This is a genomic window from Planctomicrobium stercoris (genome assembly GCF_051465655.1).
Lineage (GTDB): Bacteria > Planctomycetota > Planctomycetia > Planctomycetales > Planctomycetaceae > Planctomicrobium.
This window is the reverse complement of the sequence record NZ_CP195791.1, coordinates 1,458,969-1,476,900: the sequence shown is the minus strand read 5'-3', so window position 1 is coordinate 1,476,900 and position 17,932 is coordinate 1,458,969. Positions and strand designations below refer to the sequence as shown.

Below are 17,932 nucleotides of genomic sequence, written 5' to 3'. Positions count from 1 at the left end.
TCCGATTCTTAGGGAGATCCCTAAAATACGTCTTTCCCGCATCCGCACACAGGCAGGTGGCTCTCCGCACGCCGACCACTCCGGCAGACTGTGCCGCTTCTGACGTTGGTGTATAAGATGGGTGAACTTGAACAACAGAACGGGGAAGCCTCAGGCACCTCATTGTATTGAATTGAAAGCGACCATGAAGGACTTTGTCGACATCGACGGCATCCGCCTGCACCTGGGCCACCCCGACACCTCGGCGGGAGAGTGGATCGGCCAGCAGGAAATTCTCATGCAGCTTCTGGCGTGCTGGCTGGTGGTCGATCCCCGGGATCTTCCGCTGTCCCCACGCCTGGTCGGCATGCCGGGGATCGGAAAGACCTCACTGGCCATCGCTGGTGCCAAAGCCCGCAAGCAGGACCTGTACATTCATCAATGCACCGCGGACACCCGTCCGGAAGACCTCCTCGTCACTCCGGTGCTCGCCGAGAGCGGCAAGATTCAATATCAGGCTTCTCCGCTGGTGACTGCCATGATTCGCGGCGGAGTCTGTGTGCTGGACGAAGGGAACCGGATGAATGAAAAGTCCTGGGCCAGTCTCGCTCCGCTCCTCGATCACCGTCGCTACGTCGAATCCATCGTGGCGGGGATCACCATCCCGGCTCATCCGGACTTCCGGTGCGCCGTCACCATGAACGACGACGATTCCACCTTCGAAATCCCGGACTACATTCTCAGCCGCTTGCAGCCGACTCTCACACTCGGTTACCCCACACGCGATGATGAGCTGTCCATCCTGAAGTATCACCTCCCCTTCTCCGATGAAGAGATGCTCAATCTCACCGTCGAGTTCCTGCAGCAATCGCACGAACTCAAGCTCGACTTCTCCACCCGTGACGGCATTAACGTGCTGCGTTTCGCATTGAAGATGCTCGCAGCGAATCCGAAACATCCTGTCGCCAAAGATGCTGCCTGGAGAGAGTCGCTCGAAAAATGCCTGGGGCAGGATGCCCTCGACCTGCAGTCGCTCGCCGAGCGCAAACGTCAGTCGCTGGGGGGCAACGCCATCCCCATGGGGCTGGGGGATTTCTTCTTCGATCCGAGCCATCCTCTGCACCCGGACTACGAACCAGATGATGATGATGAATACGAAGAGGACGACGATAATCCGTAGTTCGGCATCCGGGAATCAGTTCAGTCCCTTGGACACGCCAGCTTCTGATAATCAGGGCGTTCAGCTGCGGTCTGGTGACGGTTGGCGGTGACGATCCGGCCATGCTTCAGGATAAACACGCCGGGCATGCGCAGGCCGTTGCCGTCGAGCAGTCCGAACCCATGACCTCGAAACAGAGCAGCCTGAACTCCTTTCAGGAAAACCTTCGGTCCCAGCAGTTGGTTGAAGCTGCCGATCCCCAGTTCAAAGGCCCGATACAGCTTCTGGTCCGGATCGCTGAATCTAGGAAGATCGTCCAGCGCGTAGGGCTGGAACAGTTTCTCGCCGGTCTCTTCGGAGCTCATATGCACGAAGGCGAGTCCCGTTCCCCCAGCTTCGATCCCAGCCCGCGCTTTGGCGATATCGCTGAGAGCTTCACGACAGAACGTGCAGCCGGCGTGCCGTAGAAAAACGACCATCAACGGTTTTTCTGAGGACAGCTCCAGAAGGGTCTGACCGGTGTTGCTGCGAACGGTTCGAACCACTTCATCGAACGTCGGCCCGGAAGCTTCGCGATCCCCTTCGATGACGTTCTTCCCCCAGGCATGTCGGAGGATCAAGGCGAATGGGAGCCACCAGATCAGGTCGTTGAAAACGCAGACCCGTCCCGCCGAAAGCGGCAGAGTCCCCTGCAGGTAGGAGATCAAAAACCCCAGCGGCCCGAAGACCTTCCCGAGAAGTCCGACCAGCACGATCGGCCAGTGCCGGGCTGGATTGGTCGACGCAATCGCGTAACCGATCCCGTAGACCCCGACGACCATCCCCAGACACTGCCACAGCTGCGGGTACGGGATCGGTTCGGGATAGCCACAGATCGCAAGCGAACTGTTTGGCCACAGAATGACCCAGGTCCCCCATGCCAGGTTATAAGCAGCTGCCAAAAGCAGAGAGACTCGCATCCAGCCCGGAGTCGTGGTGGCCATCAAAACCTCGCTTTCTGGAAAAGTCGTCCAAACCTGACGCTGGAATCTTGAAAATCCTGATGCCGCTGCATAACCGATTCAACACGAGCGAGTTAGAAACACGATAAATTTCAATTTCACAAACAGCAGCCTGCAGGATTCCAACGAAGTCCGTGACTCTTTTCAGCCGCGTGACTATGATGGGGCAGACGACAGCCTGATATGCACGGAGGTTGCCTCGCAGGGAATTCCTTCAACTTCGGGTTCTCTCCGTATTCACGAGGCTGCAATTTTTGATGCGAAGCGTTGTCATGGCCCAAGCAGATTCCATTGATTCTCTCCAGCAGACCCTGGTCATTCCAGTGAAGGGAGAGGCGAAAGTGGGGGGACCGGCGCCAAAACCAGTCGCCCTGCTTCAGGGGACTGGACCGGATTTCAGTGCCGAAACCAACCGGATTCTTCAGGACCGTCTCAGACAGGCCTCCTTATTCCTGTTTCTGGGCTATCTGGCATTCCTGATCAAAGCGATCCTGATTCCCTCTCACGCCAAAACCGGCGCGGAATCGCTGCACCTGGGGATGTTCACTGCAGTGACCGCCATCATGGGGATCGTGGCATACCGGCTCTGTTCCAAGTGCCATCACTTCCTCTCTCATCTGCGGGGCGTGGAATGGCTGGTCTTCGGATCTTCCGCGTTGCTGTTCGTGGTGAAAGGATACACGCACCTGCTGTACACCGCCTCGCAAGGCTACCTGGCGCAGCTGACCCCACCGTGGATCATCCTGATCTTCACATACGCTCTCTTCATTCCGAACACTTGGAAGCGGGCGCTGACGATGATCACCCCCATGGCCCTGGGGCCGCTTCTGATCTATGTGCTCGCATGGCAGACCTCTCCTAACGTCGCGATGCTCATTGAAGACACCAGCGATTTTCACCACGTCTTCCTCGACGCGTTCATGGCGATGTCTTTCGTCACGTTCATTGCAGTCGGAGGAGTGCGTTTGATTCGCGGCCTGCGGACCCAGGCTTTTGAAGCCGAACAGCTCGGCCAGTACCGACTCAAGCAACTGTTGGGACGCGGCGGGATGGGCGAGGTCTATCTCGCTGAACACGTCATGTTGAAGCGCCCCTGTGCGATCAAAATCATTCGCCCTGAAAAGGCAGGAGACCCGGGAACACTGGCGCGCTTCGAACAGGAAGTGCAGTCGACCGCCAAGCTGACTCACTGGAACACAGTGGAAATCTTCGACTTCGGCCGCACGGAAGATGGAACCTTCTACTACGTGATGGAGTATCTGCCGGGGATGAGCCTCGAACAGATCGTGGAAATGCACGGTCCACTCCCCCCCGGACGCATCATTCATCTGCTGACTCAGACCTGCGAAGCGCTCGCTGAGGCCCACGAACACGGAATGGTCCACCGCGACATCAAGCCGGCGAACATCTTCGCTGCCAAGCGGGGCGGAACTTACGATGTGGCCAAACTCCTCGACTTCGGTCTCGTCCGGTCCCTGGACCACGATGACGATATGCGTCTGACGCAGGATGGAACCGTCACCGGCTCCCCGCTGTATATGTCTCCCGAACAGGCACGCGGCGACGCTGTCGACGTCCGCAGCGACATCTACGCTCTGGGCTGTGTCGCCTACCATCTCCTGACAGGCCGACCGCCGTTCATGAAATCGCGGCCGGTGAAGCTGATTCTCGCACATGCGTCACAGATCGCTGACCGCCCTTCCTCGCTCCGCGCGGACGTCCCGGCGGATCTGGAAGGGGTGATTCTCCGTTGCCTGGAGAAGTCCGCGGACGATCGTTTTGACACGGTCGTCGCCCTGCGGGATGCGTTGCTGGACTGCCGCGATGCGGGAACCTGGGATCGTGAAGCCGCTGCGGAGTGGTGGGAGCACCACGGTTGCCAGAAGAAGAAAACGATCGATGCCTGTATCAGCGCCGGGATTCCACTTCCCGAACATCTCCCCAGCAGCGTGCACGTCCCAGGTCGGGCGATGAGCACGATCTGACCGCGCTGAGCGATCGGGGCATGAGGACTTCGGAAGACGCAAGCCCCGAACACAACCCCTCGGCCGAGACTGGATTGCGATTGCACGACAACATGAACGCGTGTACACTACAAGCATGCGAGCCGATCGTCTGTTCGACTCGCGGGCTTCGAAGTTCAAACTGCAGTCGCTGATTGCATGTCGCACGTCCTCCGGTGAGACACTCATGTCGGGCTCCCCATCTCCTCCCGGTCCGAAGGGACGAGGGTCACAGCTCAAGCCGCACAATCGCTTTGACAGGGTCCATGTCGAAGACGATTTTGAACAGCTGGAGCACGATGACGAGTTTTTGGCGTCGCTGGAGAAGCTGCCGACCGAGTATCTCGAGGACGACTCCCGGACAATCGTTTCGGAGAACGACAGTCCGGACATTCCGTTTCGGTACTCCGCGAATCCGTATCGAGGCTGCCTGCACGGGTGCTCGTACTGCTACGCCCGCCCCTCTCACGAGTATCTGGGGCTGAACGCCGGCATCGATTTCGAAACGAAGATCTTTGTGAAACTCAAAGCGGCCGAGCTCTTCCGGGAGTTTCTGTGTCGCGACCGCTGGAAACCCGAAGTGATTGTCTTCTCGGGAATCACTGATTGTTATCAGCCTGCCGAACGCCGGTTTCGACTGACGCGTCAATGCCTGGAAGTCGCTCTGGAAGCCCGGCAGCCGGTTGGGATCATCACCAAGAACGCACTGATCGTCCGCGACCGTGATCTGCTCAAAGAGCTGGCCCAGCGTCAATTGCTTCGGGTGAATATCAGCGTGACGACACTCGACCCTGAACTTGCCAGCACGATGGAACCCCGCACCAGCACGCCCGCTGCCCGGCTGCGAGCCATCACCGCCCTGCGTGAAGTCGGAGTTCCGGTCAATGTCATGGTGGCGCCGGTCATCCCCGGACTGAACGATTCCGAGATTCCCGCCATCCTCAAAGCGGTGTCTGAAGCGGGAGCCCAGCATGCCGGCATGACTGTCCTGCGCCTTCCCCTGAACGTCAAACCAGTATTCCAGGAATGGCTCGCGCGAACGCAGCCGCACCTGCAGGAGAAGATCGAATCCCGCATCCGTGCATGCCGCGGCGGAGCGATGAGCTCATCGGAATTCGGCGAGCGGATGACCGGCACAGGACAAATCGCCGATCAGATTCAGCAGACCTTCCGCCTGTTCCGCAAACGGTACGGACTCGAAGCACAACTCCCCGTTCCCGACGCTTCAAACTTCCGACCACCTCGAGACCGTCGTGGACAGCTGCGACTGTTTGAGTAGATGCAACACGAAACAGCCAGAGATTGCTCAAAAGCCGCCTCTATTGAACATCGATCGCTCCTCCAGCACAGTCCTGCAACTTTTGTCTGCACTCGCATTTCAACTGATTACATCCGGATTGATCGAGTTTTTGTCTGCTACCGGGACGTTCCAGGGACAGCGCAAGAGGTCAATCCTAGAGCTGTCATCCCCGATCGTGAGGAATATCTCCCAGCGAAATAGACCGCTCAGTCAGAACTGAAATCAGGCGTGGTGAACGGGAAAAACGTCATCGATTTCCCGCTCACTCTGAAGTCAGAATAATCTGAATTCTTAGAATCGTCTCTCGGAGCCCGGGAGGATTTTCGCAGTGTCACTTCAAAGCGAAATCCTGTTTAATCGCCTTTGCTGAGTCGACCTTCAGTTCTAATTCTGATTGGGTGTTGTATTTGGATGGAATGAACTGGGCAGGTGCTGGGTCCGTGGGGGATCGGTCTACCGGGGAAACGCTTTCAGGCGATTGCTGAAAACCGGTGATTTCGATCCGGTAAGTTCCATGCTGAATCCCTCCACTCCCTTGGGAGGAGTATCGGCCTTCGCGGATTTCCAAAGCATTGGCAGGTATGTTTTGGCCAGCTGTCGGCATAAAAGAAATCGATCCGAAAGGAACCGGTTCTCCCAAGTAAGTCACATGGCCTTCGACTTGAGTGCGTGGCGGTCCATTATTTGCGGCACTTCCGCACCCGGTTCCGAGAAACAACAAACTGAGAATCAGATACCAGCATCTGGGCACTTTTAAAACTCCTGAAATCATCGCAGATGGATTTAGTCTTTGCCGACTCGTTTGCTGGGTCAGTATTCTCCCACGGTCTCTCCACCCTGGCGTGTGACGAGTGCTTTTAGTAAGTCGTAGGAAATGTTCTGCGAGACAAATCTGACCGCTCCATCCGCCATCGCGAAGTGGCATCCACCAATGTGGTAGCTGCTGGCGGGATACCCTCGAGAAAAGTAGCTTCCGGATTGTTGGCCATTGATGCCCGTCCTCAGGTCGAGAATGTTAGTACTTGCCCAATGCACTCCTGTGTCGGACCCGTTCAGGCGGTTTTTGTTCTCAGCCACCAGAAAGGTGTTGCTGGAGCCATCTGTAATTGTCGCAAATGATGTTTTGCTGTATGCGTAAAGAACCCCTCTGGCTTCATCAGGGAGCGTCTTGAACTGGTCAACACTCGTTCCGCATAGTCGTTGTTCCCAGTCGGCGACAGCACTAATGTTCGTGCCACCACCGTCATCGTTTGTGTTAGTGGTTCCGGTGTATGCCAAGCTGCTGCTCACAGGAACTCTCGTCCGCCCAACCGGATCACTGGGGCATAAGTATGCGGGAATGGCTTCACCGATATTTCCTTTCGAATTGTAGATCGAGGATCCCGATGGAAGAACTTGCAAATGGTAACTTTTGTTGAAGTCCAGATTACTGTAAATCGCCCCCTGATCGATCATTGGCAGAATGAAAGCTGACCAGCCAAAACCTAATTTACTTGCCGCGCCGCAGGCGCTGGGATTGGAATAAATCGACCCTGGTGGAAATAGGTTGTGGATTTCATGATAGTTATGCAGCGCCAGGGCGGTCTGTTTGAAATTGTTTTTGCACTGCGAGCGCCGTGCCGCTTCTCGGGCTTGCTGGACAGCCGGCAGCAGAAGGGCGATCAGAACTGCGATGATGGCGATCACCACCAGCAGTTCGATGAGCGTGAAGGCATTTCTTCGCTGCACAACTTTGCATTCAGACATGAAATTTCTCCTGGGCAAAATGAAATAAAAATGCGGGGAACTGGCATTTGAAATCCCGCCCCCGGCAACTGACTCTCAAGGCAATGATTGCGATTCGAATTCTGGATGATCGCTGGAAAGTTGCCGCTTAATTGGTCCGCGATATGTTTGATGAATTTCGCGTTGTTTTGTTCGCCACCGCCTGCAAAGTTCGACCAGGGCTAATTCCCAGGGACATGTCTCGCGTTTCCATCAAGTCGATGGGAAGTTCTCCCAGTCGCATGCGGCTGAGCAGATCGACTGCTTCGCGTCCCAGCCTCAGTTCATCGAGTGTGACCGCCGTCAGCTGGTTGGCGAGCGCACCGGTCCTGCGGCTTCCGCCGAAGCTGACAATCGAGATATCTTCCGGAACCCGCAGGCCTCGGCGACCCAGTATCAGGTACACGAGTTCTGCCAGTGAGTCGAACGAGACGAAGAAGGCGGTTGGAGGATTCGGACCAGCCAGCATGCGGTCGACAACAGTAATCAGTTCGGCTTCGTGGATCGCAGGGGAAGGTGAAGTCGAGGTGACGTGGTGCGCGTAGACCTGCGAATCAGGTCCCATCCCCTGGATGAAGCCGCGTTTGTTGAGTTCCACGTATTGCGTGTGAGACATGCTGATGTACGCGGCGTGGCGATGTCCCTGCGAAGAGATGAGCTTCCCTGCCCGTCGCCCGACTTCTTCGAATGGTATCCCCAGGAGCGGAACCTGTACTCCTTCTACGGGCCGCGAACAACAGACGACAGGGATGCCTCGCTCCTGCAGTTGTCGAACGTGATAGGCAGGAGTCAGTGGAGCAGTCGTCGGCACAATGGCCACTCCGGCGACCCGCATGTCGATCAACTGCAGGATGGAATTCCCCTGGCTTTCAATCTGATTGCCGGTGTTGCAGACGATGACTTGATTGTGAAGATCGGCGGCAGCTTCCTCGAAGCACTTCTGCAGGGACGGGTAAAAGCCGAACTCCGTCTCCGGAACGATCAACGCGAATAAGTCCTGGCCTCGATGCAGACGACCGCGCGCCTGCTCGTGAACAAACGTCCCTTTTCCGTGAACTCTTCGGACAAGTCCGTCCCGCTCCAGAGCCGACATCGCCTGGCGAACCGTGCTGCGGGCAATCTGCAGAACCTCAGCCAGTCGGTTTTCAGAAGGAAGTGCTGAGCCAGCTTGAAACTGCCCCGACTGAATCTGCGCGATGACGTATTCACGCAGGCGCTCGTACTTTGGCTGTGATGCGTCGGTACTTGCAGAAGCGAAGTTGGAGAGGCCAGAAGAGAGCTGGGAAACTGCCATCTCAAACCTTTGAACTTGAACGGACCACATGGTACAAGTAGTCGACTTGTTTGTCAAAATGATTTGCAGACGATTTTTAATCGTTGGTCAAATTCGGAGAATTACTCACATTTTCGATAATACTCGCAATTTTTCCCGCGTTCTCTCAAGTCATGCGGATAACATGTATGCCACATTGTGTGACATGTGGTAGGAGCTTGTAAAGAATGAATTTCCCTAGACCAGGAGTTTCCCCGATGTCTGTGCGCCATTTCTGTCTGGCAGCTGTCTCCATCATGGCTTTCAATGCTCATGCGGTCTCAGCGGCTGAACCCGCTGCGAAGTTAGTGGATGTTCGAAAGATCTGGGATGAAGGGGCTCACAATGCCTTCACCGATCTGCTCTTTCACGATGGGACCTGGTACTGCGTATTCCGCGAAGGGAAAGGACACGTTTCTCAAGAGGGAGCGATCCGCGTCCTGGAAAGTCCTGACGGCGAGCATTGGACCTCCGCAGCGAGAATCACAATGCCGGAGATCGATCTGCGGGATCCCAAAATCAATGTGACCCCGGATGGGAGGCTTTGTCTGTGTGCAGCCGGGGTTCGTCATCGTGCCAAGGAGACGGAGTCCTCAATGCATTCTTATGCATGGTACTCAACAGACGGGAAAGACTGGGGGGCAGCCATTCCCATCGGAGAACTCAACCACTGGATCTGGAGAATAGTCTGGCACAAGGGGATTGGCTACGGTGTCGGATATACCAAGGAATTAGACAACCTGCATGCACGGCTTTATAAGACAGAAGACGGTCGGTCTTTCACGACATTGGTTCCGGACATGTTCCCCAAGCAGGGATATGTCAACGAAACGGCAATCGTATTTTTGCCGAATGATGATGCACTCTGTCTGATTCGTCGCGACACGAGTGATCCCAGCGATGCATTGCTTGGGAAATCTTCGCCCCCCTATCAAGACTGGAAATTTCAAGGGCTGGGCGTTCGTCTGGGTGGACCTCAGATGTTGCGGCTTGAAGACGGAAGAATCATTGTCGCCGGTCGATTAAATGGCAAAACACAACTCTGGTGGCTCGACCCCGAAGCTTCGAAGCTGACAGAACTGTTGACCCTTCCATCAGGGGGTGACACGAGTTATCCCGGACTCGTCCTACGTGATGGCAAACTTTGGGTCAGCTACTACTCCTCTCATGAAGGGAAGACCAGCATCTATCTCGCTCGCGTTGAACTGCAGTAATCTTCAAGGAGCCCGCAAACTGCCCGTTCCGCATGGAATTTCACATGATCCAGCACTCGCTGGTGAATGCGATGGATCAGCAGATCCGACCACAGGGTCCAATAGGACTGGGGGGACATTTCGAATTCGTACCAGGTGTTCCCGGTCAGTCGCGTGCGTCCCTCGTCAAGCGGTGTGAGGACAAACTCGCCGCGCGTGCTGCGGAGCGTGCCATCCAGATGCGGAGGATGAACGTGCCGATAGGGACTCAGCTCAAACATAGGGTGAGGCTGCTCCGCGACATCAAAGCCCAGCCGCCGAGGGGCATCCCAGACAGTAATCGGCTCGACGAACGTGCCGGTTGAGAAGACACAGTGCCGGATCGCGCCCACTCCGGTCCCGAAGATTTCACCCCGGATTGGATAGGCAATTCCCCAGCGAAAGTACCATTCTTCGGGGGGCGGCAGCTCCGGGAACTGAATGACTGTTTCCCAGACTTGCTCCGGCGGAGCATCGATATCGACCACTGTGCTGACCTGAAACTCCTGGCGTGTCGACAGGCTGGATTCCATTCCCGCCCAGCTGGGAAACAGGATCAACAGCGGCATCGTCCCCCGCAACGGTTTCCTTGCTGACATGGCAATGACCTTGCCGACCAGACCTCCCAGCCCACCCAGCGGGAGTGTGAGCGGCGCTGCCATCAACAGGCAGATGATTCCTTCCAAAGCTAAGGCGAGCAGAACACCCCCGCCCACGACCACGGAAAGAATTCCTATTGAGAAACTGGCTGCGGCACTGCGAGGGGTTTTGAGGTTGTAAATCACAGAGCTGATCGCCCCCATCAAAACGGGAGTGCCGAAGAACAGAGAGGCTCCATAGCTTTCGAGTGCGTAAATATTGACCCATATCATCAGCATCGCGAACGACACCGCCCCCGCAACCCCTAAGAGAGCGGCCTCAATTCGGTCGAGCGCTGGCACGATTTCCTGTTCGTGCCGCAGCGGACCTTTCGAAGCACGCTTCTCTGGAGCCGCCGCCAGCCCCAGCATCACCAGCAGATTGACGACCGGAATCACGACCAGTAACCCCACCCACGGGGATGCACCTGCATTGACCGCTCGGCGTACGCTCATCGACACCGCAATCCACAGGAACGGTAGTGTCCAGACGACCCATGCCAGGCTCAGCCAGCCGGGTGCGTTTGCCAGTGCCTGTTCACGCGCCCGCAGAAAGGGATTCAATAAATCAAACGGAGTCAACAACGTTTCGTTCAGAAGCCAGATGACAAACGCCTCGACCACGTATTTGAACGTCGCCAGCACCAGCCCCGTCAGCACGTATTGAAACCGCCCCACTTCATCGTGGAAGCCGAGGAGCCTCTGCAGCTGCCTGCGCGCCTTGCCGAGGAACGATCGTGGCTGAGGAGATTGAGTCCCGGCAGAAACGTTTGACAACGCAGACTCCTCGTTCTGAATTCAGTTGACCCCGGAAGTTTGGAACTCACACCGAATTCAGGGAGATCGATTAACCGCAGAATTCCCTCGCGCGTACGACATTACCTGCTTCGGGGTCGGCTCCGGGAGGGAGTGACTCGTAACGAATTCGCCCTGGTGAGAGAATCAGGACGGTTACGAAAAGAAGTCGGCCTCGCAGCTGCGGGAGGTCTTCACCACATGCGAAATGTGCTCAGTCTCCCGAAGAAGCACTTCCGTTATTGCCGCCGCTGTTACTATTGCCGCTGCCCTGACTCTGCTGGCCGTTCTGGTCGCTGGGGGAGTTACGATTCTGATCGGAGTTTTGCTTCTTTGTTCTCTGGCCGGTTTCCGACGTGCGGATGACAGGACCGCTGAAGGACTTGTTCAGACGCTGCTGTAGCACTTCCGGATTGATGTTCCGAACCTGCATAACCTGAACGGAATTGGACGGCTTGGCCGCCTGATCGAGCTGTTCAATCAACAACCGGATCTCCCGCATCAATCCTTCCGTCGAGGAGACAATCACGGTGTTGGAGACCTCATCGACTCCCACCGAGAGCAGCCCCTTGAACTTGATCGGCTGTGCGGGGCTGTCCTCCTTGCTGTCCGCTGTGTTTGCGCGACCGTAGATGTAAGTGAACTTCGGTTCTTCTGAAGGCTTCTGCTGATTGGGATTCTGCAGTGCGGGGTCATTCGCGCTGAGCAGGTCGCGATACACCTGCTTGACCGCCTCAGCAACCGCGGTGGCCCGGGAATACTGCATCGGGAAAACTTCCGTTTTTCGAACCGCCTGGGGATCGTTCGAAGTCGGGCGATCATAGACTTCGATCAGCTCACCGATGATCTTCAACTGATCTTGTGTGGCCCCCTGCACAAGGATGGTGTGTGAGTCGTCATTGGAGATGACCTTGAGTTCTTTTTTGCGGGAAAGCCGGTTGGAACCTTTCGCCTTGGTGGTCGAAGTTGTCCCCCACCATGGATCGAATGTCGATTCCTTCAACGACGGGTCATCGAAATAATCATCGAGAATCATTTCGATCCCGTAGGCCCAGGTGGTCGGATACTTCAATTGAAAGACATGGTAGTCCCGATGCGGGGGAGAGATTTCACTGATGAGGTCCTCCAACCGGTCCAGCGCACGGGTGTCGGGAGAGCTGTACACGATGCGTCCATCGGGAAGACGCTGAATGGAAATCGGAGGACGTTCGCCCTCCACCGACTCACGGGGGGCAGCCGCAATGGATGCGGGTGATTCGGCGTTCAGCTGCCCGTTCTCTCCAGAACCATCAGGCCACCAGGCCAATCGGATGGGATTGGACATCGTCGAATTTCCAGCAGCAGCCTCGTCTGCTGCCAGGCTGATTGCCCCCTGTGCTGGCTGCCGATTTGTCTGGGGTGGCCCGGGGAGCTGAATGGGAGCCTGTGGACGGACTGGCCCGAAATGAAGCGGATTGGATTCCAGTTCCGGCCACACGGTTTTCAGCTTTTCCAGAAGTTGATCGGCATCCCGGTCGGACTGCATTTCGATGGACCGGGTCATCTCCGGGTTGCTCATGCCGGGAGGAACTTCGCCCATCTTGAGGAGGAGCTGACGCACTTCCTGGAGTTCAACGTCATTCGCCCAGAGCAGCAGTCGGTTCAGATCGACATCCGCGTCGACTTTGAAAGGCCGCTCCTCCTTCTCCTTTGTCGAAGAACTGCTGGAGTTATACCCCCAGTAGTAGGGATAACGGTTGTTGTTCTTACTCTTATCTTCGTCTTCAGCCCCCAATAAATACTGAATGGTCCCTGCAACAGCGTCGGCCCGCAGGCGGCGGAGCTGGACCACCTCGAAATTGCGATTGGTGCCGTCAAGGCGTTCGATCAGCGACTGGGTCGTATAGTGGTCAGCCAATGTTCCGTACAGAATGATCGAGCGGGACTTCTCATCAATCTGAATCTTCGATTGCGGCGACAGATTTCCCATCTCCTTGAGCAGGATCATGATCGGCTGCGGGTCCGCGGTCGAAAGCCGGTAAGGCTTGACCCGGCTGATGGAGTGCAGAAGCTCCTGGTTCTGATTTCCCGGTACGTCGATCGCTTTGATCGTCTGCGCGATGATCTCCATTTTCTCCGCATTGGCATGTGCCAGAATACTGTTTTCGAGATCATTCACGATCAGTCGCGGATCGGGTTCCTTCCCCGGTTTGCCGGCGGCCCCTTGGTTCCCCTGATTCTGCTGCATCATCTGTTGCATCTGCTGCAGCTGGTTCATGATCTGATAGGACATCATGTCCCCGCCCCCACCACCGCCTCCGCGTCCCATGGCGATGGGGAGTCGCTTGTTTTCCAGCCCGAGGATCGCTTCAACGAGCAGGACCACATCGGCAGCACGGCGGTGCTCCAGCCGGAATTCCCGCACAATGGTATTCTTGGTGACGTCGTCCGACTGGGTCTGCTGCAGGACCCGGTGAATATCCAGGAGATTGCTGACGGCGTCGACAGCTTCAATGCGGTTCATTTCTTTGAGCGGAAACAGCTTCCCGTTCGCACTCAACATCGGCTTGAGTTCTTCCGCAGCCCGTTCCGCCATCATCCATTTCAGCGGGAATGAGACTTTCACGAACTCCGAACCAAGACGCTGCACCAGCTCATCCGGCTCAACTCGCGGAACGAGAGCCAGATTCATCTTCGAGATATTGACGACGGTCAGCACCTCTCCCGATTTCAGCATCGTAAAACCGCGTGTCAGCAGATGGCGGTTGATCAGGTCGCGGGCTTCTTCGACGGTGTAATCCCGCTGGGTCCGGAGATCCAGATAGCCGGCGGGAAGTTCCTGCCAGTCCAGACTCAGGTGCGAGATCCGGGCCAGCCATTCCAGAATCCCCAGCCAGGGTTGCCGTGAAAAATTGAACCGGACCTTGCCCTGCGAGTCGGGAACGATTTCCAGCTCGTTGGCATCTGGAGGGGTTTCCGGCTGAGTGGGCCGCATGATGACCGGTGGAGGTTCCGGCTTTTCCGCAGGTTTCGCTCCTCCTTCCGCTCCTGGCTTCGCAGCCTCCCCCTCCTTCTTTTTCTTCAGCTCGTTTGCATTCTTCTCCTGAACTTTCTCAGGAGATGCCCCCGCTGGCGGCTTGTCAGCGGGAGTTGCTGACGGACCGTCAACGGTCACCTGAGCCAGCAACAACGGTTTCCGCGTCGACGATGAGACCCTGACTTCAAAATCGACCGCTGACACCACCCCACGGGTATCCGGTCTTGCCACGAGGGAGGAACTCATGCCTGCGAAGGTGAGAACGCAGGGCAATAACAGCAGCATCCGGAAGTTGGCCACTGAACATCCCGTCAAATGCCAGAGTAGGAACTCGATAGGCAATTCATATTACATCGTTGATTTATCCGGAGGAAAGCTTCTCTCCGGGAATCCGACATTTTTCCACCACTGCCGAGAGTGAATTCGCAGCAACCCTGTCGCATCGTCAGACAATCTACTGACGATTCTTTCGGTCATGTCGATCATCACGCAACTTCAGACTCAGAGCGTGTTTTGAAACTGCAACGGAATCCAGATTCGGGAGGGCGACGCTCCTGCGGAGCCGCTATGGATTTCACGTGTGAACTTTGATGCGGCTCCGCTCGAGCGTCGCCTTCCAAAGCCATTGACTGAACAGTTATGAAACCACTTCATGGAGACGTATACAAACAAAAAGTGCCCGGAGCGATACACTCCGGGCACTGCATTACATTAGCAAACTTCGGCTTGCCGGTTTACTTCGACACGGAAACCGAGGTGGCGGTTGACTGAGAAACCGGCCCCTTCGGCACTTTGCTGAAGGCCGCTTCCAGCAGCTGTTCCTGTTCGCGCTTGTGCGACTTGTTCGACCCGGTGGCCGGGCTTGCGGAGCGCGGCCGGCTGATCCGTTCGATGGCAAACTTCCGCAGGAACTTGTCTCCGAAGCGGGCGCGGATGTAAGGCCATGCTCCCATATTCGAAGGTTCATCCTGAACCCACAGGAACGGAGTGCTCTCAGGCAGGTTCGCAAAGAACTTCTTCAATGACGTGGATGGGAACGGATAGAGCTCTTCAATCCGGACGATCATCACCCCTTCGTGATTTCCTTCGCGACGGCGTTCGATCAGGTCGTAGTAGATCTTGCCGCTGCAGACGATCACCTGCTTCACATCGGTGAAGTCTTTAAACATCGGATCAGGAAGGAATCTCTGGAAGCTTCCGGTCGTCAGTTCTTCAAGACTGGAGACGCACTCCTTGTGCCGCAGCAGGCTCTTGGGAGTCATAATGACCAGCGGCTTTTTCCACTTCCGCAGCAACTGTCGACGCAGCAGGTGGAACATCTGGGCCGGTGTTGTCGGCTGGCACACCTGCATATTGTCTTCAGCAGAGAGCATCAGGAATCGTTCGAGCCGGGCGCTGGAGTGTTCAGGCCCCTGCCCTTCGAAACCGTGCGGCAGCATCATCACCAGACCGCTGAGACGATTCCACTTGTCTTCAGCACTGGCGATGAACTGGTCGATGATCACCTGAGCGGCATTACAGAAGTCACCGAACTGCGCTTCCCAGATCACAAGACCTTCCGGGCAGTCCAGGCTGTAGCCGTATTCAAATCCGAGCACACCCGCTTCCGAGAGCGTACTGTTGAAGATGCGAACGAGGGCTGGGTCGGTGGCCACATTCAACAGAGTGTTGAACGGCTCGCCGGTTTCGAAGTTGTACAGGAAGGCGTGGCGGTGACTGAACGTCCCGCGGCGGACATCCTGACCACTCATGCGGAGCGGACGCCCTTGAGCGACCACGCTTCCGAAGGCTGCAGCCTCGGCACCACCCCAGTCGAACATTTCTTTGCCGTCACCCATTTCCCGTCGGCTCTCCAGCAGCCGGACAATTTTCGGATGGGGAACAAAGCCTTCGGGGAGTTTCGTCAGACCGTAGAGGATGTCGCGAATCTGTTCAGCAGGAACCCCGGTAACGGGATGATCCGCTTCCGTGGCTGGGCCACCCAGATGCCCGGACCAGACTCCGCCCCACTGCTCCAGGCAGCGGATGTAGTCGTCGCGGCGGGCTTCCGTCAGTTCGCTTTCCAGCTTCAGGCGACGCTCTTCCACCAGAGCCTCAGCTTCTTCGCGAGTCACCTCATGCAGGCTTTCCAGCCGCTCGAGATACCCCGAGTACACATTCGGGCGCTGGCGGATTTCCCGATACATGACCGGCTGAGTGAATGCAGGCTCTTCACCTTCGTTGTGGCCGCGTCGGCGGTAGCAATACATGTCGATCACCGCATCACGCTGGAACCGCTTGCGGAAATCCAGTGCCAGGTGCAGGACCTGTGCGACCGCTTCCGGATCTTCCCCGTTCACATGGAAGATCGGTATCTGCAGCATCTTGGCGATGTCCGTGCAGTACTGGGTCGAGCGGGCTTCTTCCGGGGAAGTGGTGAATCCGATCTGGTTGTTCACGATCACGTGAATCGTCCCGCCGACGGAATAGCCTTCCAGTTCGCTCAGGTTGAGCGTTTCCTGGATGATTCCTTCTCCCGCGAAGGCGGCATCCCCGTGAATCAGCAGGCAGGCCCCGTGCTCGCGACGGAAGTCCCGGAAGCGATCCATCTTCGCCCGCACGCGGCCCATCGCCACAGTGTTGACGAACTCCAGATGCGAGGGGTTGAAGCACAGCGAAAGGTGAACTTTGTTCCCTTTGGAGGTGTTCCAGTCCCAGCTGTAACCGAGATGATACTTGACGTCTCCCCGCCCGGTGTAGAACTGGGAATCGGAGTCGTCGAATTCGCGGAAGATCGCACGGGGACTTTTCCCCATGATGTTCGCGAGCACGTTCAACCGGCCGCGGTGCGCCATCCCGATAATGACTTCTTTGGTCCCCTCGTTGCCAAGCTTCTCAATCGCCATATCCAGAAGGGGAATCAGGCTTTCCGCTCCTTCCAGCGAGAAACTCTTGGCTCCCACGAACTTACGGGCGAGAAATTCTTCGAAGACGACAGCATCCGCCAGACGCTTGAGGATCCGGAACTGTTCCTGACGGGCCAGACGAATGCGGTTTCCGGTCTCTTCCATCCGCTGAGCCAGCCACAGGCGGACCTGCAGGCTGTCGATGTGCATGAACTGGGCGCCAATCGAGCGGCAGTAGGTCTGCTTGAGCCAGTTCAGGATGCCCCGCAGAGTGCGGGTTTCCGGCCCCCCGACCCAGGAAGTGGACAGTTCTTTATCGAAGTCTGCCTCATCGAACCCGTAAAACGCCGGATCAAGTTCCGGCGGGCTGGGCCGCTGCGTGCCGAGCGGATCGACCGCCGCGAGGATATGACCCCGGACGCGGAAGTTCCGGATCAGCTGGTCCAGCCGCTCCTGAGCGGCTGCAACTTCAATCTGCGTTCCCTGATCCTGGAGAAGCGGCCGCAATGGGGCCTGCACTGTGGACTGGCTCGGGGGATCGAAGATACTGTGAGAAGGAAAAGGACTTTCACCCGTCCAGGTGGAGTCCAGGCGCATATCGCCGTTCTTCAGATTGTCGAAATATTGTCGCCATTCGGCGGAGACGCTGCCGGGCTGTTCGAGATATCTCGCATAAAGATTTTCAACAAATTCCAGGTTTTGACTGGACAACGGAACCGAATCAACCGACACAGCAGTCACTCCAAATATCCGATGCAAACGATGCAGGGTGGAACTCCTGGCACAAGCCGGCCACGATTAGCCGTTTTTCAATGCCGAAGAGCCTTGTATCAGACCGATTTTATAAT

Annotated in this window: 10 protein-coding genes; 4 read left to right on the top strand and 6 right to left on the bottom strand. The window is 56.7% G+C overall.

The genetic code is table 11. The features are described 5' to 3' along the window. Positions 1-184: 184 nt before the first annotated feature. Complete coding sequence (locus SH661x_RS06080; protein WP_437229023.1) at positions 185-1,159, top strand: AAA family ATPase; 975 nt, start codon at positions 185-187, stop codon at positions 1,157-1,159. A 20-nt stretch (positions 1,160-1,179) separates the two neighbouring features. On the opposite strand, the gene SH661x_RS06075 is transcribed toward SH661x_RS06080, so the two are convergent. Next, complete coding sequence (locus SH661x_RS06075; protein ID WP_437229021.1) at positions 1,180-2,121, bottom strand: SelL-related redox protein; 942 nt, start codon at positions 2,119-2,121, stop codon at positions 1,180-1,182. 290 nt (positions 2,122-2,411) lie between these two features. Between SH661x_RS06075 and SH661x_RS06070 the strand changes: the two genes are divergently transcribed. Together SH661x_RS06070 and SH661x_RS06065 are read left to right on the top strand one after the other, a co-directional pair. Then, complete coding sequence (locus SH661x_RS06070) at positions 2,412-4,124, top strand: serine/threonine protein kinase (RefSeq protein ID WP_437229019.1); 1,713 nt, start codon at positions 2,412-2,414, stop codon at positions 4,122-4,124. A gap of 205 nt (positions 4,125-4,329) precedes the next feature. Continuing rightward, on the top strand, positions 4,330-5,421 hold the full coding sequence (locus SH661x_RS06065; protein ID WP_437229017.1) for a PA0069 family radical SAM protein: 1,092 nt from the start codon (positions 4,330-4,332) through the stop codon (positions 5,419-5,421). An 831-nt stretch (positions 5,422-6,252) separates the two neighbouring features. Here SH661x_RS06065 and SH661x_RS06060 read toward each other — a convergent pair. Next, complete coding sequence (locus SH661x_RS06060) at positions 6,253-7,188, bottom strand: DUF1559 family PulG-like putative transporter (protein WP_437229015.1); 936 nt, start codon at positions 7,186-7,188, stop codon at positions 6,253-6,255. Positions 7,189-7,315: 127 nt separating this feature from the next. Beyond that, complete coding sequence (locus SH661x_RS06055) at positions 7,316-8,500, bottom strand: GntR family transcriptional regulator (RefSeq protein WP_437229013.1); 1,185 nt, start codon at positions 8,498-8,500, stop codon at positions 7,316-7,318. Positions 8,501-8,736: 236 nt separating this feature from the next. Between SH661x_RS06055 and SH661x_RS06050 the strand changes: the two genes are divergently transcribed. Then, complete coding sequence (locus SH661x_RS06050; protein ID WP_437229011.1) at positions 8,737-9,732, top strand: sialidase family protein; 996 nt, start codon at positions 8,737-8,739, stop codon at positions 9,730-9,732. Here SH661x_RS06050 and SH661x_RS06045 read toward each other — a convergent pair. The 3 genes from SH661x_RS06045 to SH661x_RS06035 all read right to left on the bottom strand — a co-directional run bounded on the left by SH661x_RS06045 (position 9,705) and on the right by SH661x_RS06035 (position 17,816). After that, a complete protein-coding gene (locus SH661x_RS06045; protein WP_437229009.1) occupies positions 9,705-11,165 on the bottom strand; it encodes an SRPBCC family protein in 1,461 nt (486 codons plus the stop codon). The genes SH661x_RS06050 and SH661x_RS06045 overlap by 28 nt on opposite strands. Before the next feature lie 232 nt (positions 11,166-11,397). Beyond that, positions 11,398-14,430 carry a secretin N-terminal domain-containing protein gene (locus tag SH661x_RS06040; RefSeq protein ID WP_437229007.1) on the bottom strand — a complete coding sequence of 1,011 codons (3,033 nt, stop codon included), beginning with the start codon at positions 14,428-14,430 and terminating at the stop codon, positions 11,398-11,400. A gap of 503 nt (positions 14,431-14,933) precedes the next feature. After that, a complete protein-coding gene (locus tag SH661x_RS06035; RefSeq protein WP_437229005.1) occupies positions 14,934-17,816 on the bottom strand; it encodes a 2-oxoglutarate dehydrogenase E1 component in 2,883 nt (960 codons plus the stop codon). Positions 17,817-17,932 lie beyond the last annotated feature (116 nt).